Origin of the sequence: Bradyrhizobium sp. IC4059, from assembly GCF_020193615.1 — a bacterium.
Taxonomy (GTDB): Bacteria; Pseudomonadota; Alphaproteobacteria; order Rhizobiales; family Xanthobacteraceae; genus Bradyrhizobium; species Bradyrhizobium yuanmingense.
Window position 1 is genome coordinate 138,430 of sequence record NZ_JADYVH010000009.1, and the last position, 23,724, is coordinate 162,153.

The window sequence follows — 23,724 nt, forward strand, 5'->3', positions numbered from 1 at the left end:
GGTCTAGAACGCGTATTCCGCGTAAGCTGGTTCCACCGAGCCCTTCCAGGGACCGTTGAACTTATCCAGCATCTCCTCGGCTGGCGTCCGGCCGGAATCGATGATGCGATCGAGCGGTTCGAGGTGCCGTGTTTCGTCGCGGCCGAGCTGGTCGATCCGCCCGCGCCGGCGCAGGCCGGCATGGGCAAGAACGAGGCATTCCTTGGCGACCTCGAACAAATAGCGGTCCTTGATCCGCGCCTTGAAGCCGAGGCGTGGCACGTCGTCGCGCAGCGCCTGGCGCTCATGCGAGGTCCAGTGCTTCACCAGGTCCCAGGCGGCATCGAGCGAAGCGTCGTCGTAGAGCAGCCCGACCCAGAACGCCGGCAACGCCGGCAAGCGGCCCCACGGGCCGCCGTCGGAGCCGCGCATCTCAAGATAACGCTTGAGCCGCACTTCCGGGAAGATCGTCGAGAGGTGGTTGGCCCAGTCCGACAAGGTCGGACGCTCGCCGGGAAGGTTGTTGTTGCGGCCGTCGAAGAAGGCGCGGAACGAGGAGCCCGAGACGTCAATGTACTCCTCGCCGCGCTTGACGAAATACATGGGCACGTCCAGCGCATAATCGACATAGCGCTCGAACCCCATGCCGTCCTCGAACGCCCACGGCATCATGCCCGCGCGCGCATTGTCGGTGTCGCGCCAGATTTCGGACCGGAACGAGAGGAAGCCGTTCGGCCTGCCCTCGGTAAACGGCGAATTGGCAAACAGCGCAGTTGCGACCGGCTGAAGCGCGAGCGAGACGCGCAGCTTCTTGACCATGTCGGCTTCGGAGGAGAAGTCGAGATTGGTCTGCACCGTGCAGGTCCGGTACATCATGTCGAGGCCGTATTGACCGACCTTCGGCATGTAATTGGTCATGATCTTGTAGCGGCCCTTGGGCATCACCGGGATATCGGCGCGCGACCAGGACGGCGTCATGCCGAGGCCGAGGAAGCCGATGCCGAGCGGGGTTGCGATCTCGCGCACCTGCGCCAAGTGCGCCATCAGCTCGCTCTGGGTCTGGTGCACGTTCTCGACCGGCGCGCCGGACAGCTCGAACTGTCCGCCGGGCTCGAGCGAGATGGCGCCGCCGCCGGTGACGTCGTAGAGGCCGATGATGTTGCCCTGCTCCATGATCGGCTCCCAGCCGAGCAGGAGCTTCATGCCTTCGAGCAGCGCGCCGATGCCGCGCGCGCCCTCGTAAGGCACCGGACGATGGCCGTCGAGCGTGAACGGCGTTTTCTCGTGCTCGGTGCCCATGCGGAACTCGGACGGGTCCTTGCAGCCTGCCTCGAACCACGCGACGAGCTCGTCGCGTGATTGCAGCGGCGTCATGTCGATCTGGTCTCGCGCCATATCAAACTCTAATCAAAAGCGCTTCGACCGAACGCGCGCGGGTGACAGGGACGGCCCGCGAACCCACCGGTTGCACGGGCGAGCGGGATTGCCGCGCGATCATCGCGACGGCATGGTTTCGTTGGCGGCCGCGGGCGGCAGTTTCATCTCGCCGCACGAGCAGCCCAGGCGATCGAGCAGATTGCTGAGCTTGACGGCGTCGGCGTCCGACAGTTTCGAACCGACATATTTCTCGATCGCGGCCGAATAGGCGCCCCACATCCGCTTCTGCAGCTCGCGGCCGGCTTCGGTGATCTCGACGAACTGGCCGCGCTTGTCGATCTTGCATTCGCGCCGCGAGGCGAGGCCCTCGTCGACCAGGCGATCGATCAGGCGCGAGGTCGAATATTGCGGGATCAGCATCTGCCGCTCGAGCTCGACCGGCCGCAGCTCGCCCGAGGGCGCCCGCGACAGTTCGAGCAGCGCGTCATACCAGGCCAGCGGTGGGAAGCCGGCCTTCTTCAAGTCCTGCTCGACGCAATCGAGCACGCGGCTCTGCACCCGCATCAGGCGGATCCAGGCGGCGGTTGCCTCGGTCGATGGTTTGCGTTTCATGGTCCCGCTCAAGCTCGTCGCCCGTCTCTTACTCCATTCGATGCACCTGCATCAATCTTGACTATTTCAAGCAGGTGCATGTAGTCGTTCTTTCGGCCGAGCCAAGCGTCAGGGGAAGGAAATTCCTCGAAACCGGATGGTTTCCCCGGTGTGTGCCCGCCGTCCCCGCCTCGTGCTCCTGGAGGCCAGCCCGCTCTGTGGCCTGGTCGAGGTCGATAGCGGCGCCAAGAAGCCCGAAATGGTGAGGATTATCTGAAGTTGGGGCCTCCTTCGGGCCAAGCCCCTGCGCTGGGCCTCGACGGCAATCAGATCGTGACGGAAGGCCAAGTGATTGTCCAGATGATCGCCGATCAGCTCTGGTCCGCCGTTCGCGAAGCGTGACGGGCGGGGTCGACGAAGAGCCGGACCGATGATTCGGCTCTTTGCTTGCGTCATTCGCAAATCCGATGATTCGCGATGCGCTGACGGGGATTTTACGAGCATTGTCCGGGTTAACAATAACTCCGCCTTTTGCGCTCCGCGGACGTCGCCATCCTTGTGAGAGCAATCCTCCTGTGCCTCAACTTCAGCGCGGGACAGGACGCTAACCGTCGGACCGGAAAGCTATTGTGACGACTGTAATCCTCCTCCTGCTCGCGAGCGCAATCACCGGCTTGGCGACGGGTCTATTCTTCCGAGTCTGGACTCTATTGCTGGTCTCGCCGGCGACTGCGATCCTTGCCGCGACGGTGCTTCAGACCTCGGGCTTTGGATTCTGGACGGGCGTTCCAATCGTCGTCGGCTGCCTGATTGCCGGCCAGGTCGCCTATTTGGCGGCGACGTTCTACGTGCACAGAGGTGAGCTTTCAGTACAGGACGAGATCGACGGCGAACCAGGCAAGCACGGCCAGCGCAACATCAAAGACGAGGACGAGTAAGACCAGGCCAAACCACGAAGGAATTTTTCTGCGCCACCGGAGGAGCCTGCGGCGGCGCCACGGCCGATCCAGCAGCAACAAGGGGGCGTATCTTACCGCAACGCCGGCTGCGCTGTCTTGAGACACCGTGGGGATCATTGCGGGACACCTTCAATGTCGATGGGCCATCCGGTGGATCATCAGCAAGAGCGGTGCCAGGGCGAAGCGAGCGTGGCCGGGGTGGATGGATTGGGTGCTGGGGTGAGACGAAAGCGCATCAATCGATGTGACAAGGCTCAAGGCAGAGCGCCCAAGCGATGATCCAGCCCTTCCTTTTGTGAACCATCTGGTCCGCGGCGACGTCGAAGGAGCATCTCCAGGAGACAATTGCCTCCATGAACTTGATCGTCCTCATGACCGCCGCCGGCGCGCCGCTGGCGATGCTCGGGCTCTCGACGCCGGTCGCGCCGGAACGCAATTGCATCTTCATGATCCATCCGCAGATCACCTCTTCCGTGTTCGAGAGCAGGGAAGGAAAGATCGTCTTTCCGAACCGACCGACCGAATATCCCTGCCGCTACGCCAGGACGAAGAGCGGCGCGGACGTCGCCTTCACCAACCAGAATGGCTGGCGTTTCGAGGTGCGCATTGGCCGCGGCGACGAAGGCAGCTGGAAGGCCCGTCTCGACGACGATGTCGTCGGAGGGCGCGCCTTCTCGCCGTTCGGCGACGGAAAATGAAAAAGGCCGGATCGACGATCCGGCCTTTTGTTTCTGCGTAACCTCTTCCGTCAGGCCGCCGCCTTCTTCGGCGCGAAGCGGCCGTAGAAGGTCTCGCCCTTCGCGGCCATCTCTTCCAAGAGCTTCGGCGGGGTGAAGCGCGAGCCGTATTTCGCCTCCAGCTTGTGGCAGAGCTCGACGAACTTCTTCGTGCCCATGAAGTCGATGTAGGACAGCGTGCCCCCGGTGAACGGCGCGAAGCCGAAGCCGAGTATCGAGCCGACATCGGCCTCGCGCGGATCGGTGATGACGTGATCTTCGACCGTGCGCGCCGCTTCCACCGCCTGCACCACCAGGAAGCGCTGCTTCAGCTCCTCGATATCGAGCGTATCGGGATCGAGTTGCTTCGGCTGCAAGGCCGAGAGTCCTGGCCACAGGCTCTTCTGGCCCTTGCCCTTCTCGGGGTAATCGTAGAAGCCCTTGCTGTTCTTGCGGCCGAGCCGGCCCTGCTTCTCGACCATCTCCACCATCAGCTTCTTCTGCTCGGGATTGATCGCGTTGGGGCCGAGATCGGCTTCGGTCGCCTTCATGATCTTGAGACCGAGATCGAGCGCGACCTCGTCCGAGAGCGAGAGCGGGCCGACCGGCATACCGGCCATCTTGGCGCAGTTCTCAATCATGGCGGGCGGCACGCCCTCCAGGAACATCTCGTTGCCTTCGGCGACGTAGCGGCCGACGCAGCGATTGGCGAAGAAGCCTCTGGAGTCGTTGACCACGATCGGCGTCTTGCCGATCTGGCGGACGTAGTCGAGCGCGGTCGCGAGCGCGACGTCGCCGGTGTTCTTGCCGAGGATGATCTCGACCAGCATCATCTTCTCGACGGGCGAGAAGAAGTGAATGCCGATGAACTTGCCCTGATCCTTAAAACTCTCGGCCAGCGAGGTGATCGGCAGCGTCGAGGTGTTGGAGGCGAAGATCACATCCGGCTTCAGATATTGCTGCGCCTTGGCAAAGGTCTCCGCCTTGACCTTGCGGTCCTCGAACACGGCCTCGATGACGAGGTCGACGTCCTTCAGCGCGGCGTAGTCCGCGGTCGGCGTGATGCGCGCGAGCAGCGCTTCGGCGTCGGCGGGCTTGGCGCGGCCCTTCTTGATCTGCTCCTCGATCACCTTCTGCGCATGCGCCTTGCCCTTGTCGGCGCTCTCCTGGTCGCGGTCGATCAGGATGACGTCGAGGCCGGCGCGGGCAGAGACGTAGCCGACGCTCGCGCCCATGAAGCCGGCGCCGATCACGGCGATCTTCTTCACCTTGGTCGCGGGCACATCCTTCGGACGGCGCGCGCCCTTGTTGAGCTCCTGCATCGACAGGAACAAGCTGCGGATCATCGCGGCTGCTTCCTTCGAGCGCAGCACCGAGGTGAAGTAGCGCGACTCCACGCGCAGCGCGGCGTCGATCGGCAACTGCAGGCCTTCATAGACGCAGCTCATGATCGCCCGCGCGGCCGGGTAATTGTCGTAGGTCTCGCGGCGATAGATCGCGTTGCCGGCCGGAAACATCATCATGCCGGCCTTGGAGAACACCGGACCGCCGGGCAGCTTGAAGCCCTTCTCGTCCCACGGCGCGACGGCCTTGCCGCCGCCCTTGATCCAGTCCTTGGCGGCTTTGATGAGGTCGGCTGCGGGCACGATGGCGTGAATCAAATTCAGCGCCTTGGCCTTGTCGACCGTGACGGGGTCGCCCTTGAGCAGGATGGTCATGGCGTCCTGCGGCGGCACCAGGCGCGGCACGCGCTGCGTGCCGCCGGCGCCGGGGAATAGGCCGACCTTGACCTCGGGCAGGCCGAGGCGCGTCTTGGGATTCTCCGCCGCGACGCGATAATGGCAGCACAGCGTGATCTCGAAGCCGCCGCCGAGCGCGAGCCCGTTGATCGCCGCCGCCCACGGCTTGCCTGAGGTTTCGATTCCGCGCAGCACCTGCGAGAAGCGCCGGCTCTGGTCGAACAGCATCTGGTTCGCCGCGGTCTCGCCCTGCTCCTTGAAAACCTTCGCATAGGCCTGGTTCATGCCTTCGAGCATGGACAGGTCGGCGCCGGCGCAGAACGCTTCCTTGGCCGAGGTGATGACGACGCCCTTCACCGCGGCATCCGCCGTGGTCGCCTTGACGATCGCCTCGAGCTCGTTGGTCGAGGTCTCGTCGAGCACGTTCATGGAGCGGCCTGGGATGTCCCAGGTGACGAGCGCAATACCGTCGGAATCGGTCTCAACCTTGAAGTTCTTGTACGACATGTTGGTTGCTCCTCAACCCTTAGACGCGCTCGATGATGGTCGCGGTGCCCATGCCGCCGCCAATGCACAGCGTGACCAGGGCGGTGGACTTGTTGGTGCGCTCGAGCTCGTCGAGCACGGTGCCGAGGATCATTGCGCCGGTGGCCCCCAGCGGGTGACCGAGCGCGATCGCGCCGCCATTGACGTTGATCTTGGCATTGTCGATGTCGAAGGCCTGGATGTAGCGCAGCACGACCGAGGCGAAAGCCTCGTTCAGCTCGAACAGGTCGATGTCCGACTTCTTCATGCCGGAGCGCGCGAACAGCTTCTCGGTGACGTCGACCGGACCGGTCAGCATCATCGCCGGCTCCGAGCCGATGTTGGCGAATGCGCGGATCTTGGCGCGCGGCTTCAGGCCGTACTTGCTGCCAGCTTCCTTGCTGCCGAGCAGCACGGCGCCGGCGCCGTCGACGATGCCCGAGGAATTGCCGGCGTGGTGCACGTAATTGACGCGCTCGATCTCCGGATGCGACTGCACCGCGACGCCGTCGAAGCCGCCCATCTGCGCCATCATCGTGAACGACGGCTGCAGCTGCGCCAGCGACTGCATCGTCGTCGAGGGGCGCATGTGCTCGTCCTTGGCGAGGATGGTGAGGCCGTTGATGTCCTTCACCGGCACCACGGATTTGTTGAAGCGGCCTTCGTCCCAGGCCTTGCCGGCGCGCTGCTGGCTCTGCACGGCATAGGCGTCGACGTCGTCGCGCGAGAAGCCGTACTTGGTGGCGATCAGGTCGGCCGACACGCCCTGCGGCATGAAATAGGCCGGCACCGCCATCGAGGGATCCATCGGCCAGGCCCCGCCGGAGGCGCCGATGCCGACGCGGCTCATCGACTCGGCGCCGCCGCCGATCACGAGCTCATGCTGGCCGCTCATGATCTGCGCTGCGGCGAAGTTCACGGCATCGAGGCCGGAGGCGCAGAAGCGGCTGATCTGCACGCCCGGGACGGCCTCGCCGAGGCCGGCCTTCAGCGCCGCGAAGCGCGCGATGTCGGAGCCGGCTTCGCCAACCGGATCGACCACGCCGAGCACGACGTCATCGACCGAATCCTCGGGCAGGTTGTTGCGGTCCTTCAGCGCCTTCAGCGGCACGGTCGCAAGCGCGAGGGCGGTGACTTCGTGCAGCGCGCCGTCCGCCTTGCCGCGGCCGCGCGGGGTGCGAACGTGGTCGTAGATGAATGCCTCAGGCATGACGCCCTCCTGATGTGATGTTCGGTACGATTGGGAGCAGGCAGCGGAAGCAGGCTCAGAAAGCTTCCGCCGGCAGTTCCATGATGGTGGCGCAGCCGGCCTGGATGCGCGCGAGATTGGCGGCGGTCTCCGGCAGCATCCGCTCCATGAAGAAGCGGCCGGTGACGAGTTTTGTGGAGAGATAGGGCGTCGCCCCGCTCTCGGCAATCTTGGCATTCGTCACCTTGGCCATCCGCGCCCACATGTAGCCGAGCGCGACGAAGCCGAAGAGATGCAGGTAATCGGTTGCGGCGGCACCGGCATTGTCGGGCTTAGCCATCGCGTTCTGCATCAGCCAAGTCGTCGCCTGCTGCAGATGGCCGAGCGAGGTCGAGAGCGGCGTGATGAAGGGCTTCAGCGCCTCGTCGCCGCCGTTCTCCTTGGCAAACGCCATGACCTCGCCGAAGAAGGCCATGATGGCGCGTCCGCCGTCGCGCGGCAGCTTGCGACCGACGAGGTCGAGCGCCTGGATGCCGTTGGCGCCTTCATAGATCATGGCGATGCGCGCATCGCGCACGAACTGTTCCATGCCCTGCTCGGCGATGTAGCCGTGGCCGCCATACATCTGCTGCGCCTGCACCGCGTTGGCGAAACCATAGTCAGTGAGGAAGCCCTTCAGCACCGGCGTCATCAGGCCCATGTGATCGTCGGCGGCCTGGCGGTCCTTGGGGTCTTCGGAGCGATGGGCGACGTCGCTCTTCAGCGCGGTCCACATCACGAAAGCGCGCGCAGCCTCGTTGAACGCGCGGATCGAGAGCAGCGTGCGGCGCACGTCGGGATGCACGATGATCGGGTCGGCTTGCTTGTCCGGCGCCTTGGCGCCGGTGAGCGCGCGGCCCTGGATGCGCTCGCGGGCATAGGCGACCGCGTTCTGATAGGCGACCTCGGACTGCGCGAGGCCCTGCACGGCGACGCCGAGCCGGGCCTCGTTCATCATCACGAACATGCCCTGCATGCCCTTGTTCTCTTCGCCGATCAGCCAGCCGGTGGCGTTGTCGTAGTTCATCACGCAGGTCGAATTGCCGTGGATGCCCATCTTGTGCTCGATCGAGCCACAGACGACGCCGTTGCGCGCGCCCACCGAACCGTCGGCATTGACCAGGAACTTCGGCACCACGAACAGCGACACGCCCTTGATGCCGGCCGGCGCGCCCTCGATGCGGGCGAGCACGAGATGGATGATGTTGTCGGCGAGATCGTGCTCACCGGCCGAGATGAAGATCTTGGTGCCCGTGATCTTGAAGCTGCCGTCCGCCTGCCGCACTGCCTTGGTGCGGAGCATGCCGAGATCGGTGCCGCAATGCGGCTCGGTGAGGTTCATGGTGCCGGTCCATTCGCCGGCCACCATCTTCGGCACGTAGGTCTTCTTCTGCTCGGGCGTGCCGTGCACCAAGAGCGCCGCGGTCGCGCCCATGGTGAGGCCGCCATACATCGAGAACGCCATGTTGGCGGAGATCTGGAATTCATTGACCGCCTGGCTCAGGGTCACCGGCAGGCCCTGGCCGCCATATTCGGTCGGCGCCGACAGGCCGAGCCAGCCGCCCTCGGCGACCTGCTTGAACGCCTCCTTGAACCCCTTCGGCGTGGTGACGCTGCCGTCATCCGCGCGCTTGCAGCCTTCGAGATCGCCGACGCGGTTGAGCGGCTGCAGCACCTCTTCGGCGAGCTTGGCGGCTTCGCCGAGGATGGCCTCGCGCACGTCGCTCGACGCATCGGAGAAGCCGGCGAGATTGTCGTAGCGATCGATCTGGAAGACGTCGTTGAGCAGGAAGTTCACGTCTTCGACGGGGGCTTTATAGATCGGCATAGTGGTCTCCCGGCATGGGGCTTGAGGAGGATGTTGGGCTTATGATTGGGCGGCGGCAAGCTGCTCCGCCATCAGGCGGTGCAGCATGTTGATCGCCTTGAGCGGACGCACCATCACCTTGAAGTGGGTGATGCGCCCCTCGCTATCGAAGCTGATGATGTCGACGCCGTTGATCTCGATGCCGTCGATGACATTCTTGAATTCGAGCACCGCGCCATTGTCGCTGCGCCACTCGCCGACATAGGTGAAGCCGGGGCCGCCGAGCACCTTCTCGGCGCTGGAGAGGTATTTGAAGGTGATGTCGCGGCCGCGCTGCGGCGTATGCACGACCGGGCTTTCGAACACGGCGTCGGGATGCAGGAGGTCCCAGAGCGCGGTGCGGTCGTGAGACTTCATGTAGGCGTACCAGGAATCGAGGCCGGTCATTCTCAGGTGCCTCCCTAGGCTAAGGGCAAAAGTGCGAAAACAACCCCATGCACAGTAGCGAGGAGATTGATTTCACTTGATTATTCAGCCGGGCCTGTGGCCCGCCTGCACGCTGCCTCATATGCACATTGACGCATATGCGCCGATGCGCATAAAGTCAAGCAGCTTGGTCAAACCTAAAGAAGGGGGCCGATCATGGCACTGGGCGACGCAATCCTCGCATGCCTGACGGAACGCCCGATGACGGGCTACGAACTCGCCAAGACGTTCGATTCCTCGATCGGCTTCTTCTGGAAGGCCGACCATCAGCAGATCTACCGCGAGCTCTCCAAGCTGCGGGACCGCGGCTACATCCAGGGCCGCGAGGTCGTGCAGTCGGGCAAGCCCAATAAACTGATCTATACGCTGACTCCCGAGGGCCGAACAGCACTGCGGCACTGGGCCGCGCGGCCAAGCACGCCGCCCTCGATCAAGGACGACCTCCTGGTGCGGCTGCATGCGCTCGACAGCATCGACATCGAGCCCATGCGCACCGACCTGATGGCCCGCCTGGAGCACCACCGCGACCGCCACGCCAATTACGAGCGCATCCTGAAGAAGCGCTTTCCCGACGGCACGGCGGAGGGACGGCTCGATCTCGGCAATCTGCTGCTGCTCCAGCTCGGCGCCCGCCACGAGCGGATGGTGGCCGATTTCTGCGAGGAGGCGCTGGAAGCGCTGTCGGCGATGAGCGGCAAGGCGACGGTGGTGCCGATCGAGGATGGCAAGCGCGAGAAGGGCTGAGGGCGCCGACGTTACGCGAGCCCTTTCCGCCTCCCCGCTGTCATCGCCCGCGAAGGCTGGCGATCCAGTATTCCAGAGACGGCGCGGCTAGAACCGAGGAGCCGCGGCGTACTGGATGCCCCGCCTTCGCGGGGCATGACACCGGTTTGTTTCGGGGCCGGATGCGCGACACAACACCGCCCCCAGTTCCCGCCGCCCAACTTTAAGACAGCCACGCCGCATTCCTTAACTCGTTATTTACCGTAACAGGAAAAAGTCGGTTTTCGAGGCAGACGACCCGCGCCAAATTCGATTGTCTTTGCAACCGGCACGCGTGGGGAAGCTGGAGGCGCCGGGGTGGGGTGCCGAAGTCGGAACCGGACAGAGTCATGAATTCGCGCGTATCGTGGAGTGTCGACGGCATCGATCCATCCGTCCGGGAGCGGGCCGAGGCTGCTGCGCGCCGTGCCGGCATGTCGCTCAACGATTGGCTGAACTCCACGCTCGGCGAAACTGCCCCGCCTAATTTCCGCGGATCCTACGATCAGCGTCCGCAGCACGTGCCGAGCCAAGGACCGAGTCAGGAGAGCCGCGAAGTCGCCGACATCCACCAGCGGCTCGACGCGATCACCCAGCAGATCGAGCGGATATCAAAACCCGCCCCGCGCCAAGAAGCCTCAAGACAAGACGCCTCAAGACCAGACGTCTCGCGCGAGCAGGGCGTCGCGCGCCAGCTCAACGATGCGATCTCGCGGCTCGACGCGCGCCTGTCGCAGATCTCCCGCCCACAGCGGCAACCGCCGCAGCCGCAGGCCCCTCGCCCCACCCCGGCCGAGACGCGCCAGCGCCAGGCCGATGCCGTCGAGCGCGCCGCCGCGCAGGTCTATCGCGGCTCGCCACCCCTGAGCCCGGCTTCGTTCGACGTCGCGGTCGCCGAGATCACCGCGCGCCAGAGCGAGCTCGACGGCTTTGCACCACGGCAAATGCCGCCGCGTGCCGCCCCGCCGCTTGCGCCAACGGCTCCTTACGCGCCGCCGATGGCACCGGACGCCCCTGCCTATGCGCCGCCACCGCCGCCGGGGCCGGATTTCTCCGCGCTCGAGCGCCATCTGCTCAAGATCACGAGCCAGATCGAATCGCTGCAGCGGCCCGACAATACCGAGCAGGCCATCAACGCCTTCCGCAGCGAGCTGGCCGAAATCCGCGCCGCCATCACCGAGGCGATGCCGCGGCGCGCGATCGAATCGATCGAGAACGAGATCCGCTCGCTGCACCGCCGGATCGACGAGACCCGCTCCAACGGCACCGACGGGCAGGTTCTTGCCGGCATCGAGCGCGCACTGTCCGACATCAAGCAGGTACTGCGCACGCTGACGCCGGCCGAGCAGCTCACCGGATACGACGAGGCGATCCGCAATCTCGGCGCCAAGCTCGACCTGATCCTGCGCGCCAATGACGATCCCTCGACCGTGCAGCAGCTCGAAGGCGCGATCTCCGCGCTGCGCGCCATCGTCTCCAACGTCGCCTCCAACGAGGCGCTGGCACGGCTATCCGAAGACGTACAGCTGCTGTCGTCCAAGGTCGACCAGATCACCCGCGCCTCCGGCCATGGCGACAGCTTCGCGGCGCTGGAGCAGCGCATCGCGGCGCTCACGGCGGCGCTGGAAACCCGCGAGCGGCCGCAGCCGTCCGAGAGCACCGAGCATCTCGAAGCTGCGATCCGCGCGCTGTCGGACCGTTTCGACCGCATGCAGGTCGGCAACGATTCCGCCTCGACCTTCGCCCATCTCGAGCAGCGTGTTTCCTATCTCCTGGAGCGGATCGAGGCCGCCGCCGATCCGCGCAACGGCAATTTGAGCCGCGTCGAGGACGGGCTGCACGACATCCTCAGGCACCTGGAACGGCAGCAGGCGACCTATGCGGCCCTCGCCGAGAGCCGCAGCTCCGCGCCGCCGCCCGATTCCGGCATGGTCGACCTCGTCAAGCGCGAGCTCTCCGACATCCGCTTCAGTCAGGCCGAGACCAACCGGCACACCCAGGACTCGCTCGAGGCCGTCCACAGCGCGCTTGGTCACGTCGTCGATCGCCTCTCGATGATCGAGGGCGATCTGCGCGCGGTGCGCACCGCGCCGCCTCCCCCCGCCCCACAGACGATGTCGATGCCGATGGCGGCGGCGATGGAGCCGGCGCCGATGGCGCGCGAGCCGCGGCCGCAACCGCCAGCACAGCCGCCGAAATACGATCCGAAGCCCGAGCTGCCCAATCCAGCTGCCGCGCAGGCGCCGCCGGCTGCCTTCGTCGCCGCACCGCGCGAGTTCCACGCCGCCACCCCCGCCGCGCCGCCGCCCGTGCCGGCGGCGCCGCCGGTTCCCCCGCGCGCGATCAGCGAGATCCTGGAGCCGCACACGGCGCGCGCTGCACTCGCGCCGGAACTGCCGCCGGATCACCCGCTCGAGCCGGGCACACGGCCGGGCGGACGCCTCGCCACGCCGTCGGAGCGCATCGCCGCCTCCGAGGACGCGATCAGCGGAATTGCCGCCGCGCCGAAGGAGCCGGTGTCGTCGTCGAGCTTCATCGCCGCCGCCCGCCGCGCGGCGCAAGCCGCCGCCGCACAGCCGCCCGAGAAGCCGGCCCGCGGCGCCAAGGCCGCGATCGCCCGCGCCAAGGAGAAGGGCCAGGAAGGCGGCTCGACCATCACCTCGAAGATCCGCTCGCTGCTGGTCGGCGCGAGCGTGGTCGTGATCGTGCTCGGCACCTTCAAGATGGCGATGAACCTGCTCGAAGGCGGCAGCTCGTCACCGACGCCGCAGGCGATGCAAAACATCCCGAGCGAGCCGGCACCGCAGCCGGCGCCGCCGCCGGTCGAGACCAAGCCAGCCGCGCCCGAGCAGATCACCCCGTCGATGACGTCGCCGACACCGATCGGACGGCAGTCGCAGAACAATGCCGCGCCGGCGCCTCTTCCCGGTTCCGGCGGCTCGGCCTCCGTTGAGATCCCGCAAGCGCCTGCCGCGGCGATGCCGCCGGCCTCAAGCGACGTCACCGGCGCGCTGTCGGGCACGAGTCGCGCCAAGCTCGGCGTCGTTCAGGTGCCGCCGAGCGAGAAGCTGCCTGACGGCATCGGCGGCCCGGCCTTGCGCACCGCGGCCATGAAGGGCGATGCGACCGCCGCCTACGAGATCGGCGTGCGCTTTGCCGAAGGCAAGGGCGTCGCCACGAATTACGACGAAGCGGCGAAGTGGTACGACCGCGCGGCGCAGGCCGGGGTCATTCCCGCAATCTTCCGCCTCGGCACGCTCTACGAAAAGGGCCTAGGGGTGAAGAAGGACGCCGACATCGCGCGCCGCTACTACACCCAGGCCGCCGAGCGCGGCAACGCCAAGGCGATGCACAATCTCGCCGTGCTCGATGCCGACGGCGGCGGTCGCGGCGCCAATTACAAGAGCGCGGCGCAGTGGTTCCGGAAAGCTGCCGATCGCGGCGTCGCCGACAGCCAGTTCAACCTCGGCATCCTCTATGCCCGCGGCATCGGCGTCGAGCAGAACCTCGCCGAATCCTACAAATGGTTCAACCTGGCAGCTGCCCAGGGCGATGCGGATGCCGCCGGCAAGCGCGACGACGTCGCCAAGCGCCTCGACCCGCAATCGCTGGCGGCCGCCAAGCTCGCGATCCAGACCTTCAGCGCCGAGCCGCAGCCCGACGATGCCGTCAACGTTGCGACCCCGAACGGCGGCTGGGACAGCGCACCGCAGGCCAGCGCGAAGCCGGCCCCCAAGCAAGTGGCGACGAAACGCTCGGCCTCAGCGGCGCATTGAGCCGCATCGCATTCGATCCGACGCGGAGACACTCCCAACCCTCCCCCGCAAGCGCATGGCTAGCGCATATGACTTGTGGCGGCGAGCTGCGCGCACGCCTCGTCCTTCGAGACGGCGCTAACGCGCCTCCTCAGGATGAGGCTAATCAGCATCAGTGCTCGTTGAAACCGCTGCCGCGCACTCCGCCCTCATCCTGAGGAGCCCGCCCAAAGCGGGCGTCTCGAAGGATGGCCGCAGGGAAAACTCCCAAATGCGCTAGCCCCTGCGCCAGCGGGAGACGGCTGGGGGAATCAGCTCGCAGCTTTTGCATTCTGCCGGGAAATCGCTATTTTCCGCGGCCCGGAGGCCCCTGATGTCCGTTATTGATCTAGCCGCAAACCCGAGCGAGTTGCGTGCGCTCGCCGAACAATCCAACGCCTGGCCGTTCGAGCAGGCGAAGGCCATTGTCGCGCGGCTGAAGAAAAGCCCGAAGGACGAGGTGCTGTTCGAGACCGGCTATGGTCCGTCCGGCCTGCCGCATATCGGCACGTTCGGCGAGGTGGCGCGCACCTCGATGGTGCGCCACGCCTTCCGCGTGCTCACCGAGGACAAGGTCAAGACGCGCCTTTTGGCGTTCTCCGACGATATGGACGGCTTCCGCAAGGTGCCCGACAACGTTCCGAACAAGGAGATGCTGGCCGCTCATATCGGCAAGCCGCTGACGCGGGTGCCGGATCCGTTTTCGAACGAATATCCGTCGTTCGGCGCGCACAATAACGCGCGCTTGCGCGCGTTTCTGGATCATTTCGGCTTCGACTACGAGTTCGCGAGCTCGACGGACTATTATACGTCGGGCCGCTTCGATGCGACGCTGCTGAAGATGCTCGCCGCCTACGATAAGATCATGGCGATCATCCTGCCGACGCTGGGACCGGATCGTCGCGCGACCTATTCGCCGTTCCTGCCCATCAGCAAGACCACGGGCGTCGTGCTGCAGGTGCCGATGATCCGCCGCGACGTGGCGGCCGGCACGGTGACCTATGTCGATCCCGACACCAACCAGGAAGTCGAGACACCCGTCACCGGCGGCAACGTCAAGTGCCAGTGGAAGGCCGACTGGGCGATGCGCTGGGTCGCGCTCGGCGTCGACTACGAGATGGCAGGCAAGGACCTGATCGATTCCGTGAAGCTGTCCGGCGCGATCGCCAGAGCGCTCGGCAGCACGCCGCCCGAAGGTTTCAACTACGAGCTCTTCCTCGACGAGAAGGGCCAGAAGATCTCGAAGTCGAAGGGCAACGGCCTGACCATCGACGAATGGCTGCGCTACGCCTCGCCGGAATCGCTCTCGCTGTTCATGTACCGCGAGCCGAAGGCGGCCAAGCGGCTGTATTTCGACGTCATCCCGCGCAATGTCGACGACTACCAGCAATTCCTCGACGGCTTTCCGAAGCAGGACGGCAAGCAGCAGCTCGGCAATCCGGTCTGGCACATCCACAACGGCAAGCCGCCGACGGGCGACATGCCCGTCACCTTCCAGCTGCTCCTGACGCTGGTGTCATCGTCGAACGCGGAGAACGCCGAGACGCTGTGGGGCTTCATCGGCCGCTATCGGCCCGGCGTGAGCCCGCAGACGCATCCGAAGCTGGATGCGATGGTCGGCTACGCCATCAACTATTACCGCGACTTCGTCGCGCCGACGAAGCAGTTCCGCGAGCCAACCGACACCGAGCGCGCGGCGCTGCAGGATTTGCGCGATGCGCTGTCGCAGCTTGCACAGGACGCCTCGGCCGAGGACATCCAGAACGTCGTCTACGAGATCGGCCGCCGCGAGCCGTTCCTCGACCAGGTCAAGAAGGGCAAGGACGGCCGCCCCGGCGTGACGCTGGATTGGTTCAACATGCTCTACCAGGTGCTGCTCGGCCAGGAGAAGGGCCCGCGCTTCGGCTCCTTCGTTGCGGTCTACGGCGTGCAGAACGCGGTCAACATGATCGACGGCGCGCTGGCGAGGAGTGCGTGAGCGGCGCAGTCACTGGCTCGCCCAGAGGATCCGCGCAACCCAGGCGACATCGCTCGCCGCGACCGTTCGCGCCTCCTGTGACGCATCGAGGGGCGCCAAGTCCAGGGTCTTTGCCGTGCGGCGCTTCAGGGTCGCAATCGTGATCTCGTCCGTCTTGATCTTGACCACCACGCGATCACCCTTGCGGATCGGCGCCGCAGGCGAGACCAGGATGATGTCACCGTCGCGATAGGCAGGCAGTAGCGCAGCGCCGGAAATCTCCAGCGCAAAGACTTGACCGTCCTCTCCGATCGGAAGCGCGATCTCGGTCCAGCCCCTGCCGGTTGGAAGACCGGCCTCATCGAAGGCGCCGCTCATTCCGGCCTGTGCAAAGCCGAGCAGCGGCACCGAGCCGCGGCCGCTTCCACCGTCGTCATCAATCAGCTTCGCAAAGCTGTCGATCGAGGCGTCGGCCGCCGCCAGCGCTTTTGCGATCGATTCGGTCGAGGGCCAGCGCTCGCGGCCGTCGGCGGTGACGCGCTTGGACCTGTTGAAGGTGGTAGGGTCGAGCCCGGCACGCTTGGCAAGGCCGGACGGCGACAGTCCGGCGCGCGCCGCCAGCCGGTCCAGCGCGGCCCAGATCTGGTCGTGAGTCAGCATCCTCTGCGCTTTGGCCTGTCTGACCATGGAAGGCCCAGCCCGTCGCAACTCAGGAAAACTGTCCTCAAATCAACCGGTTTTCCGTTTTTCGCGCAAGAGGCGACCGAGGCGGCGTTCGCAAACGAAACGGGTAGCCGTTCGCGTCAGGAAAGCGCGCAAAACGGGAATCTGGAGCCCCGTGCCGATTTCATCGGCGCGGAAAAGGCTCTAAGCCTTGAGTTCGGAAGGGGCGGGCTTTACGGTCGCGCCGGGGTTTCGAGGACCCGCGAAAAGCGAAAAAACCCAAGAGACTCAAAGAACAAACAAGGCTGCGGTAGCGGTGGTCAAGATCTACAAAATCTGTCCGGCCTCGGCCTGGCGCGAGGCGGAACGGCAGGGGGTCTACCGGGGCAGCGCAGATGACGCGCGCGACGGGTTCATCCATTTCTCGACCGCGGCCCAGGTTCCCGAGACCCTGCGCAAGCACTATTTCGGGCAGCGCGCGCTGTTCCTGGTCGAGGTCGACGGCGACGCGCTGGGCAGCGAATTGCGCTGGGAACGCTCGCGCAATGACGAGCTCTTCCCTCATCTCTATGGCGAGCTCGATCTCGGCGCGGTCCTTGCGGTGACGAACCTCAACACGCGCTCCGACGGCGGTCACGATGTTCCGGAGCTGTTGCCGTGATCCGCGCTTTCGACGCCTTTTCGCTGCCGGTGCTGCGCTGGCTCGATCCCGAGGACGCGCATCGCCTCGCGATCCAGGGCCTGCGCTTCCTGCCGCCGGTCAAGCCGCGCGCCGATGATCCCAAGCTCGCGGTGCGCGCCTTCGGGCTGAACTTTCCCAATCCGATCGGCATGGCCGCGGGCTTCGATAAGAGCGCCGAGGTGCCCGACGCACTGCTGCGGCTCGGCTTCGGCTTCGTCGAGATCGGCTCGGTGACGCCGAAACCGCAAGCCGGCAATCCGCGGCCGCGGCTGTTCCGGCTCGAGCGCGACGAGGCGATCATCAACCGCATGGGCTTCAACAATGACGGCGCGGAGGCGGCTCTGCGCCGGCTTGCCGCGCGCGCGCAGCACGGCGGCATCGTCGGCGTCAATGTCGGCGCCAACAAGGATTCGCCGGACCGCGTCGGCGACTACGTCAAGCTGATCGAGACCTTCGCGCCGGTGGCGAGCTATTTCACCGTCAACGTCTCCTCGCCGAACACGCCGGGCCTGCGCAACCTTCAGGAAGGCGCGCTGCTCGACGATCTGCTCGCGCGCGTGATCGAGGCCCGCGAGCGTGTCAGGCAGAAGGCCGGCGACACGCCGGTGCTGCTCAAGATCGCGCCGGATTTGAGCCTCGCCCAGCTCGACGACGTCGTGCAGGTCGCGCGCTCGCGCCGGGTCGACGGCATGATCGTGTCGAACACCACGGTCGCGCGGCCGAGCACGTTGCGTGAAGAGACGCGGGCGAAGGAGCAAGGCGGCCTGTCCGGCCGGCCGCTGTTCCGCCTGTCGACGCGCATGGTCGCGGAAACCTATGTGCGCGTCGAGGGCGCATTCCCGCTGATCGGCGTCGGCGGCGTGGATTCGGGCGGCGCCGCGCTGACCAAGATCCGCGCCGGAGCCAGTTTGATCCAGCTCTATTCCTCGCTGGTCTACAAGGGCCTCGGCCTCGTCGACGAGATCAAGCGCGACCTGACCTCCACGCTGCTCAGAACGGGGCGGGATTCGCTGGCCGAAATCGTCGGCGCCGATGCGGCGACGCTGACGGCGGAGGACTGGCCGGGGATGTAGCTCTTCGCCTCTCCCCGCCTGCGCAGACTTCGTAGCCCGGATGGAGCGCAGCGCAACCCGGGAAGCTATCGGCATGGACAAAGCCCCCGGATTACGCTGCGCTCCATCCGGGCTACGGTTCTTCTACGGCTTCACGAACGTCGCCCGGTACAGCGCCGGATACCTCGCGCCCTGCAAGCCGCCGCGCGCGACGTAGAACGCGATCAGCGCGCTCCACAGGCCGGTATTGCCGAACGATTGCAGCGCCAGCCAGACGGCGAAGAAGATCGCGAGCGAGAGCAGCATCAGATTGCGCATCTCCCGCGCCCAGGTCGCGCCGACATAGATGCCGTCGAAACCGAAGGCGAACACGCCGGGGAGCGGCGCCAGCACGATGAAGGGCAGGAACTCGCGCGCGGCGCGGCGGACGTCCTCGCTCGCCGTCATGACGTTGATGATAGCAGGGCCGAAGGCTGCGAACAGCACGGCGACGACAATTGCGAAGCCGAGCCCCCAGAGCAGCACCAGCCTGGTCGAATCCGCAAATCCCTTGGCGTCGCGGCCGCCAAAGGCGCGGCCGCAGAGCTGCTGGGCCGCATTGGCAAGGCCGTCGAGGAAGAAGGCGCTGACCAGGAGGAAATTGTTGAGCACGGAGTTCGCGGCCAGCGTGACGTCGCCGGCCCGCGCGCCCTTGGCGGTGAAGAACAGGAACACGGCGATCAGCGCCGCGGTGCGGATCAGGATGTCGGTATTCACCGCCAGGAGCCGCATCAGCTTGTCGCGATCGAACAGCGTTGCGCGAGGTATGGCAAAACCGCCGAGTGCATGGCGCCTGCACACGATCACGCCGAGCATGAAGCCGATCGTCTCGGACAGAAGCGCGGCGATCGCCGCGCCGGCAATGCCGGTGTCGTAGACCAGCACCAGCAGGATCGTCGCCACCATGTTGATGAGGTTGATGACGACCTGGAGCGCAAGGGCCGGATTGGCGCGGGCCTGCCCCACCAGCCAGCCGAGGATGACGTAATTGGCGAAGGCGAAGGGCGAGGACCAGATCCTGATCATGAAATAGGTCTTTGCGGCCTGCGTCACGCCCTCGCTGCCGCCCATCAGGTCGAACAGTGCGCCTGCCAGCGGCAGCTGCAGCACGATCAGCGCCGCACCGATCAGGCCGGCGACGATGAAACCGCGCACCAGGATCACGGTCTGCTCGCGCGTCTCGCCCGCGCCGAGCGCCTGCGCGGTGAAGGCGAGCGTGCTCATGCGCAGGAAGCCGAACAACCAGAACAGGCAGTCGAAGATGACGGACGCCATCGCGACGCCGCCGAGCAGCGCGGCATCGTCGAGCCGCCCGATCGCGGTGGTCGAGACCACGCCGATCAGCGGCGTCGTGAGGTTCGCGACCATCGCCGGACCTGCAATGGCGAAGACCTGCCGGCTACCGACGCGGTGATGGACGGGTGCGTGCATCTTTCAGAACACGAGCACCATGCCGTCTTCGGCGGCGAGGTGCTCGACCTCGCCCAGGCGCGACAGCATGTCGTCACTCATATGGGTGAGGACGAGCCGCTTGGCGCCGATGTCGGGCAGATGCTGTTCCAAGGTCTTCAGGCTGAGGTGATTCTTGACCACCTTCTCGTACATATAGGCTTCGGCGATGAAAAGGTCCGCGCCATGCGCCAGCGGAATGAGCGTCTCCGTCCATTCGGTATCGGCGGTGTAGGCGAGCGTGCGGCCCTCGGCCGCGATGCGATAGGCGAGGAACGGTCCGCCTGATTCGCCGTGCACGACCGGATAGGGCGTCACATTCACCGCGCCGAAGCGCTGGCTTTGCCCGGGCGCGAGCTCGACCACGTTCAGCTCGAAGCGCTGCTTGGTGTTCGAGGAATGCTCGAACAGCGCCTCCATCACCTCGCGCAGCCGCCTGTCGATGCCTTGCGGGCCCGCGATCGTCAGCGGCCGCGTTCGCCGCGAGAATTGCGCGTCGAGCAGAACGAACGGCAGGCCGGCAAAATGGTCACCATGGAAATGCGTGATCAGGATCAGGTCGATGTCGCCCCGATCGATCTCGAGCCGCTTCAGCGCCGGCAGCGCCGACGCGCCGCAGTCGATCAGGAAGTTCGCTTTGCGCCCCGAGACGTGGAAGCAGGTGTTGAGCCTGCCGCCGGAGCCGAAGGCATCACCGCAGCCGACGAACCGCAATTGCATCGGCTGCGCACTCCCTCAATCCGATCCTTACCGGCCGCGCGGCGCGCCGAACACGCGCGACAGCAGCCAGATCGGAATCACGATGACCGCACCAAGCAGGAAGTAGCGCCACAGCCAGTTCACCGCATCGAAGCCGAGGTCCCACAGCCGCTGGAACAACAGGCGGATGCTGTGGATGATGTTCCACGGGTCGAAGCCGATCGTCGCCAGCACCACGCCGACCAGGATCGAGAGCAGCACCAGGCGGAACGCGACCGCCAGCGGCGAGCCGCCGAGAAAGCGGTGCAGGCCGTCGCTGCGGCCGGCCGGCAAATCTCTGACGTCTTGGACCATCGCAAACTCCTCGCGGGGATTCGACCCCATTATAGGCACGGCGGGGGACATGGGGAACCCGCAAGGGGCCGTCAATCGGGTTACGGGAGTTTAATTCGGGCGGAAGAGGGAGCGCACCGTCCTCGTGGCAACAGTTCACACCTCGATCTCCGCCGCCTCGGCCTTCAACATCTTCTCCAGCGTCTCCAGCCGGTCGGCCTCGCGCGGCGGCTTGTCCCAGCGCAGGCGGCTGATGCGGGGGAAACGCATGGCGACGCCGGATTTGTGCCGGGGCGAGCGCTGCAATCCTTCGAAAGCGACCTCCAGCACCAGCCCCTTGTCCGCTTCGTGCACGACGTGGCGGACGGGGCCGAATTTTTCCGTGGTGTTGCGGCGGACGAAGCGGTCGATCTGCAAGAGCTCCTCGTCGGTGAAGCCGAAATAGGCTTTTCCGACCGGCACCAGCTCCTCGCCATTCTCGGTCTCGGTCCAGACGCCGAAGGTGTAGTCGGAATAATAGGAGGAGCGCTTGCCGTGACCGCGTTGCGCATACATCAACACGGCATCGATGATGTGCGGATCGCGCTTCCACTTCCACCATTGCCCCTTCGGCCGCCCCGGCAGATAAGGCGCATCGCGCCGCTTCAGCATGACGCCTTCGACGGCGTCCGCGTCCTCGCCGGCGCCGGCGCTCGCAGGATCCGCGCGTGCGGCGGTGAGTGCCTCCCAGCTATCGAAGGGTACGGTGGGCGAGAGATCGATGCGGGGATCGTCGAGCTTTGCGATGAATCGCTCCAGCCGCTCGCGCCGCTCGGCAAAAGGCAGCTCGCGCAGATCGTTCTCGTCGTCGCCGAGCAGGTCGTAGGCACGCAGGTGAATCGGAAACTCCTTGATCAGCTTCGGCGACACGACCTTGCGGTTGAGGCGCTGCTGCAACACGTTGAAGCTCTGCACCCGGCCCTCGCGCAGGATCAAGAGCTCGCCATCGATCGCGCCCGGCAGGCGCAGCGACGGCACGAGATCCGGAAAGCTTCCCGTGATGTCCTCGCCAGTGCGCGAATAGAGCCGCGCGGTGATATGGCCGCGCTCGTCGCGCCCGGCCACCGCCTGCACGCGGATGCCGTCCCATTTCCATTCGGCGATGTAGTCGGCGGGATCGAGCGCGGCGAAATCGTTGTCCTCGATCGCATGCGCCAGCATCACCGGGCGGAACGGCGCGGGATCGCGGTTGACGGGCTTGTCGCCGCGGCCTTCCAGCCAGGCGAACAGGTCGAGATAGGGCGGGACGAGCCCCGGCCAGATCAGCTCGATCTCGTGCGGGTCCTTGTCGCCGAGCGCTGCGGCCGCAGTCTTGGCAAGGCGCGCGGAGATGCCGATGCGCAAGCTCCCGGTGACGAGCTTCAGCAGCGCCCAGCGCCCGGTCTCATCTAACTCGTCGAGCCAGCGCTCGAGCTGCTTGGGCAGCTCGGTCTTGCCCAGCGTGCGCAGCGTGGTAACGACCTCGGTGAGGCTCGGTGGCGGCGGGTTGTTGTGGGCGGCGAGCGCGGCCTTCGGCCACATCAGCGCCACCGTCTCGGAGAGATCGCCGACATAGTCGTAGCTCAGCCCGAACAGCACCTCGTCCGTGCGTGCTGCGATGAGGTCGCGGATCAGCGCGGGCTTGGCGTGCTTGAAGCTGAGTGCGCCGGTCAGCGCAGCCAGCGCATAGCCGCGGTCGGGGTCGCCAACCTCGCGGAAATAACCGGTGATCAGCCGCAGCTTGTTGTTGCGGCCGGGCTCATAGGCGAGGCGGTCGAGCAGCTCGGCGAAGCGGTTCATGCTTCGGCCTCGGCTTGAATCGGCGTCTCGCTCTCCTCCTCGTCGCCATAGCCTACGAGGTCGAGCGGCCGTGCCTTCAGGCCTTTGCTCCGGCACCAATGCACCAGCGCATCTTCCTGGCCGTGGGTGACCCAGATCTCTCCGGCGCCGGTCGCCGCGATGGTCGCGGTGAGGCCGTCCCAATCGGCGTGGTCGGAGATCACCAGCGGCAGCTCGACGCCGCGCTGCCGCGCCCGGGCGCGCACGCGCATCCAGCCCGAGGCGAAGGCGGTGACGGGATCGGGAAAGCGCCGCGTCCAGAGATCGGAGGTGGCCGAGGGCGGTGCCAGCGTGATGGTGCCGGCGAGCGCCGCCTTCTTCATGCCCTTCACTGGTTTGAGCTCGCCGAGGTCGATCCCGCGGCTCTGATAGTAATGCGTAATCGTCTCCATCGCGCCATGCAGGTAGATCGGCGCGTCATAGCCGGCCAGACGCAGCAGCTTGATCACGCGCTGCGCCTTGCCGAGCGAGTAGGCGCCGACGAGATGCGCGCGCTCCGGAAACAGCGCGACCGAAGCCAGCAGCTTCTTGACCTCGTCGCTCGCATCGCCATGCCTGAAGACCGGCAGGCCGAACGTCGCCTCGGTGATGAAGACATCGCAAGGCACCAGCTCGAATGGCGCGCAGGTCGGGTCCGGCGCGTCCTTGTAGTCACCGGAGGCGACGATGCAGGTGTCCTTGCACGAGACGGCGACCTGCGCCGATCCCAGCACGTGGCCGGCCGGGTGAAACTTGACCTTGACGTCGCCGAGCCGGATTTCCTCGCCATAGCGGATGGCCTGGGTCGAGCCGGCGAAGTTCTCGCCGTAACGCAGGCGCATCATGTCGAGCGTTTCCTGTGTCGCCAGCACCGCGCCATGGCCGGCACGGGCATGGTCGGAATGGCCGTGGGTGATCACGGCCCGCTCCACGGGGCGGACAGGGTCGATGTGGAAGCCGCCGGGCTTGCAGCACAGGCCGGCAGCATTTGGCAGCAGGATGTCTTGCGGGCGCATGCCTGTTATATAAGTCGAACCATCACATCTTCGAG

At 65.9% G+C, this 23,724-nt stretch carries 19 protein-coding genes; 7 read left to right on the forward strand and 12 right to left on the reverse strand.

Going from position 1 to position 23,724, the window contains the following annotated elements; all coding sequences use genetic code 11:
* Window positions 1-3: 3 nt before the first annotated feature.
* Window positions 4-1,374, reverse strand: coding sequence for a glutamate--cysteine ligase (locus tag I6F12_RS26275; protein WP_225157548.1), 1,371 nt, complete (start codon window positions 1,372-1,374; stop codon window positions 4-6).
* 99 nt (window positions 1,375-1,473) lie between these two features.
* Window positions 1,474-1,968, reverse strand: a complete 495-nt coding sequence (locus I6F12_RS26280) for a MarR family winged helix-turn-helix transcriptional regulator (protein ID WP_035996519.1) — start codon at window positions 1,966-1,968, stop codon at window positions 1,474-1,476.
* A 608-nt stretch (window positions 1,969-2,576) separates the two neighbouring features.
* On the opposite strand from I6F12_RS26280, the gene I6F12_RS26285 reads away from it, so the two are divergent.
* A complete protein-coding gene (locus tag I6F12_RS26285) occupies window positions 2,577-2,885 on the forward strand; it encodes a hypothetical protein (protein WP_225113003.1) in 309 nt (102 codons plus the stop codon).
* Window positions 2,886-3,259: 374 nt separating this feature from the next.
* Window positions 3,260-3,604 carry a hypothetical protein gene (locus I6F12_RS26290; protein ID WP_225157549.1) on the forward strand — a complete coding sequence of 115 codons (345 nt, stop codon included), beginning with the start codon at window positions 3,260-3,262 and terminating at the stop codon, window positions 3,602-3,604.
* 50 nt (window positions 3,605-3,654) lie between these two features.
* On the opposite strand, the gene I6F12_RS26295 is transcribed toward I6F12_RS26290, so the two are convergent.
* From I6F12_RS26295 to I6F12_RS26310, 4 genes are read right to left on the reverse strand one after another with little or no spacing between them, the layout of a single operon-like run.
* Window positions 3,655-5,868, reverse strand: a complete 2,214-nt coding sequence (locus tag I6F12_RS26295; protein WP_225157550.1) for an FAD-dependent oxidoreductase — start codon at window positions 5,866-5,868, stop codon at window positions 3,655-3,657.
* A gap of 19 nt (window positions 5,869-5,887) precedes the next feature.
* Complete coding sequence (locus tag I6F12_RS26300) at window positions 5,888-7,096, reverse strand: acetyl-CoA C-acetyltransferase (RefSeq protein ID WP_109142204.1); 1,209 nt, start codon at window positions 7,094-7,096, stop codon at window positions 5,888-5,890.
* A 55-nt stretch (window positions 7,097-7,151) separates the two neighbouring features.
* The gene (locus I6F12_RS26305; protein ID WP_036042688.1) at window positions 7,152-8,942 is read right to left on the reverse strand and encodes an acyl-CoA dehydrogenase C-terminal domain-containing protein; all 1,791 of its coding nucleotides are present in this window, start codon (window positions 8,940-8,942) and stop codon (window positions 7,152-7,154) included.
* 39 nt (window positions 8,943-8,981) lie between these two features.
* Complete coding sequence (locus tag I6F12_RS26310) at window positions 8,982-9,368, reverse strand: nuclear transport factor 2 family protein (RefSeq protein ID WP_036020541.1); 387 nt, start codon at window positions 9,366-9,368, stop codon at window positions 8,982-8,984.
* Between the two features lie 195 nt (window positions 9,369-9,563).
* Here I6F12_RS26310 and I6F12_RS26315 point away from each other — a divergent pair, with 195 nt between their 5' ends.
* From I6F12_RS26315 to I6F12_RS26325, 3 genes are all read left to right on the forward strand, one after another.
* Window positions 9,564-10,151: a PadR family transcriptional regulator gene (locus tag I6F12_RS26315; protein ID WP_225157551.1), complete on the forward strand. Its 588-nt coding sequence runs from the start codon at window positions 9,564-9,566 to the stop codon at window positions 10,149-10,151.
* A gap of 368 nt (window positions 10,152-10,519) precedes the next feature.
* A complete protein-coding gene (locus tag I6F12_RS26320) occupies window positions 10,520-13,945 on the forward strand; it encodes a tetratricopeptide repeat protein (protein WP_225157552.1) in 3,426 nt (1,141 codons plus the stop codon).
* A gap of 352 nt (window positions 13,946-14,297) precedes the next feature.
* Window positions 14,298-15,941, forward strand: coding sequence for a lysine--tRNA ligase (locus I6F12_RS26325; protein ID WP_225157553.1), 1,644 nt, complete (start codon window positions 14,298-14,300; stop codon window positions 15,939-15,941).
* A gap of 9 nt (window positions 15,942-15,950) precedes the next feature.
* On the opposite strand, the gene I6F12_RS26330 is transcribed toward I6F12_RS26325, so the two are convergent.
* Window positions 15,951-16,607: a helix-turn-helix transcriptional regulator gene (locus I6F12_RS26330; RefSeq protein WP_081492859.1), complete on the reverse strand. Its 657-nt coding sequence runs from the start codon at window positions 16,605-16,607 to the stop codon at window positions 15,951-15,953.
* Between the two features lie 292 nt (window positions 16,608-16,899).
* Between I6F12_RS26330 and I6F12_RS26335 the strand changes: the two genes are divergently transcribed.
* Complete coding sequence (locus tag I6F12_RS26335) at window positions 16,900-17,244, forward strand: DUF952 domain-containing protein (RefSeq protein WP_225157554.1); 345 nt, start codon at window positions 16,900-16,902, stop codon at window positions 17,242-17,244.
* A complete protein-coding gene (locus tag I6F12_RS26340; protein ID WP_036020519.1) occupies window positions 17,241-18,338 on the forward strand; it encodes a quinone-dependent dihydroorotate dehydrogenase in 1,098 nt (365 codons plus the stop codon). The genes I6F12_RS26335 and I6F12_RS26340 overlap by 4 nt, the downstream gene beginning before the upstream one ends.
* Before the next feature lie 123 nt (window positions 18,339-18,461).
* Here the strand turns inward: I6F12_RS26340 and I6F12_RS26345 are convergent, their stop codons facing one another.
* The 5 genes from I6F12_RS26345 to I6F12_RS26365 all read right to left on the reverse strand — a co-directional run bounded on the left by I6F12_RS26345 (window position 18,462) and on the right by I6F12_RS26365 (window position 23,689).
* Complete coding sequence (locus I6F12_RS26345; RefSeq protein ID WP_225157555.1) at window positions 18,462-19,787, reverse strand: MATE family efflux transporter; 1,326 nt, start codon at window positions 19,785-19,787, stop codon at window positions 18,462-18,464.
* A 3-nt stretch (window positions 19,788-19,790) separates the two neighbouring features.
* The gene (locus tag I6F12_RS26350) at window positions 19,791-20,525 is read right to left on the reverse strand and encodes an MBL fold metallo-hydrolase (RefSeq protein ID WP_225157556.1); all 735 of its coding nucleotides are present in this window, start codon (window positions 20,523-20,525) and stop codon (window positions 19,791-19,793) included.
* A 27-nt stretch (window positions 20,526-20,552) separates the two neighbouring features.
* A complete protein-coding gene (locus tag I6F12_RS26355) occupies window positions 20,553-20,858 on the reverse strand; it encodes a DUF6460 domain-containing protein (protein ID WP_035996474.1) in 306 nt (101 codons plus the stop codon).
* A gap of 135 nt (window positions 20,859-20,993) precedes the next feature.
* Window positions 20,994-22,655 (reverse strand): ATP-dependent DNA ligase, encoded by a 1,662-nt coding sequence (locus I6F12_RS26360; protein ID WP_225157557.1) that lies wholly within the window; start codon window positions 22,653-22,655, stop codon window positions 20,994-20,996.
* Window positions 22,652-23,689: a ligase-associated DNA damage response exonuclease gene (locus tag I6F12_RS26365; RefSeq protein WP_225157558.1), complete on the reverse strand. Its 1,038-nt coding sequence runs from the start codon at window positions 23,687-23,689 to the stop codon at window positions 22,652-22,654. Before I6F12_RS26365 ends, I6F12_RS26360 begins: the two co-directional genes overlap by 4 nt.
* Window positions 23,690-23,724 lie beyond the last annotated feature (35 nt).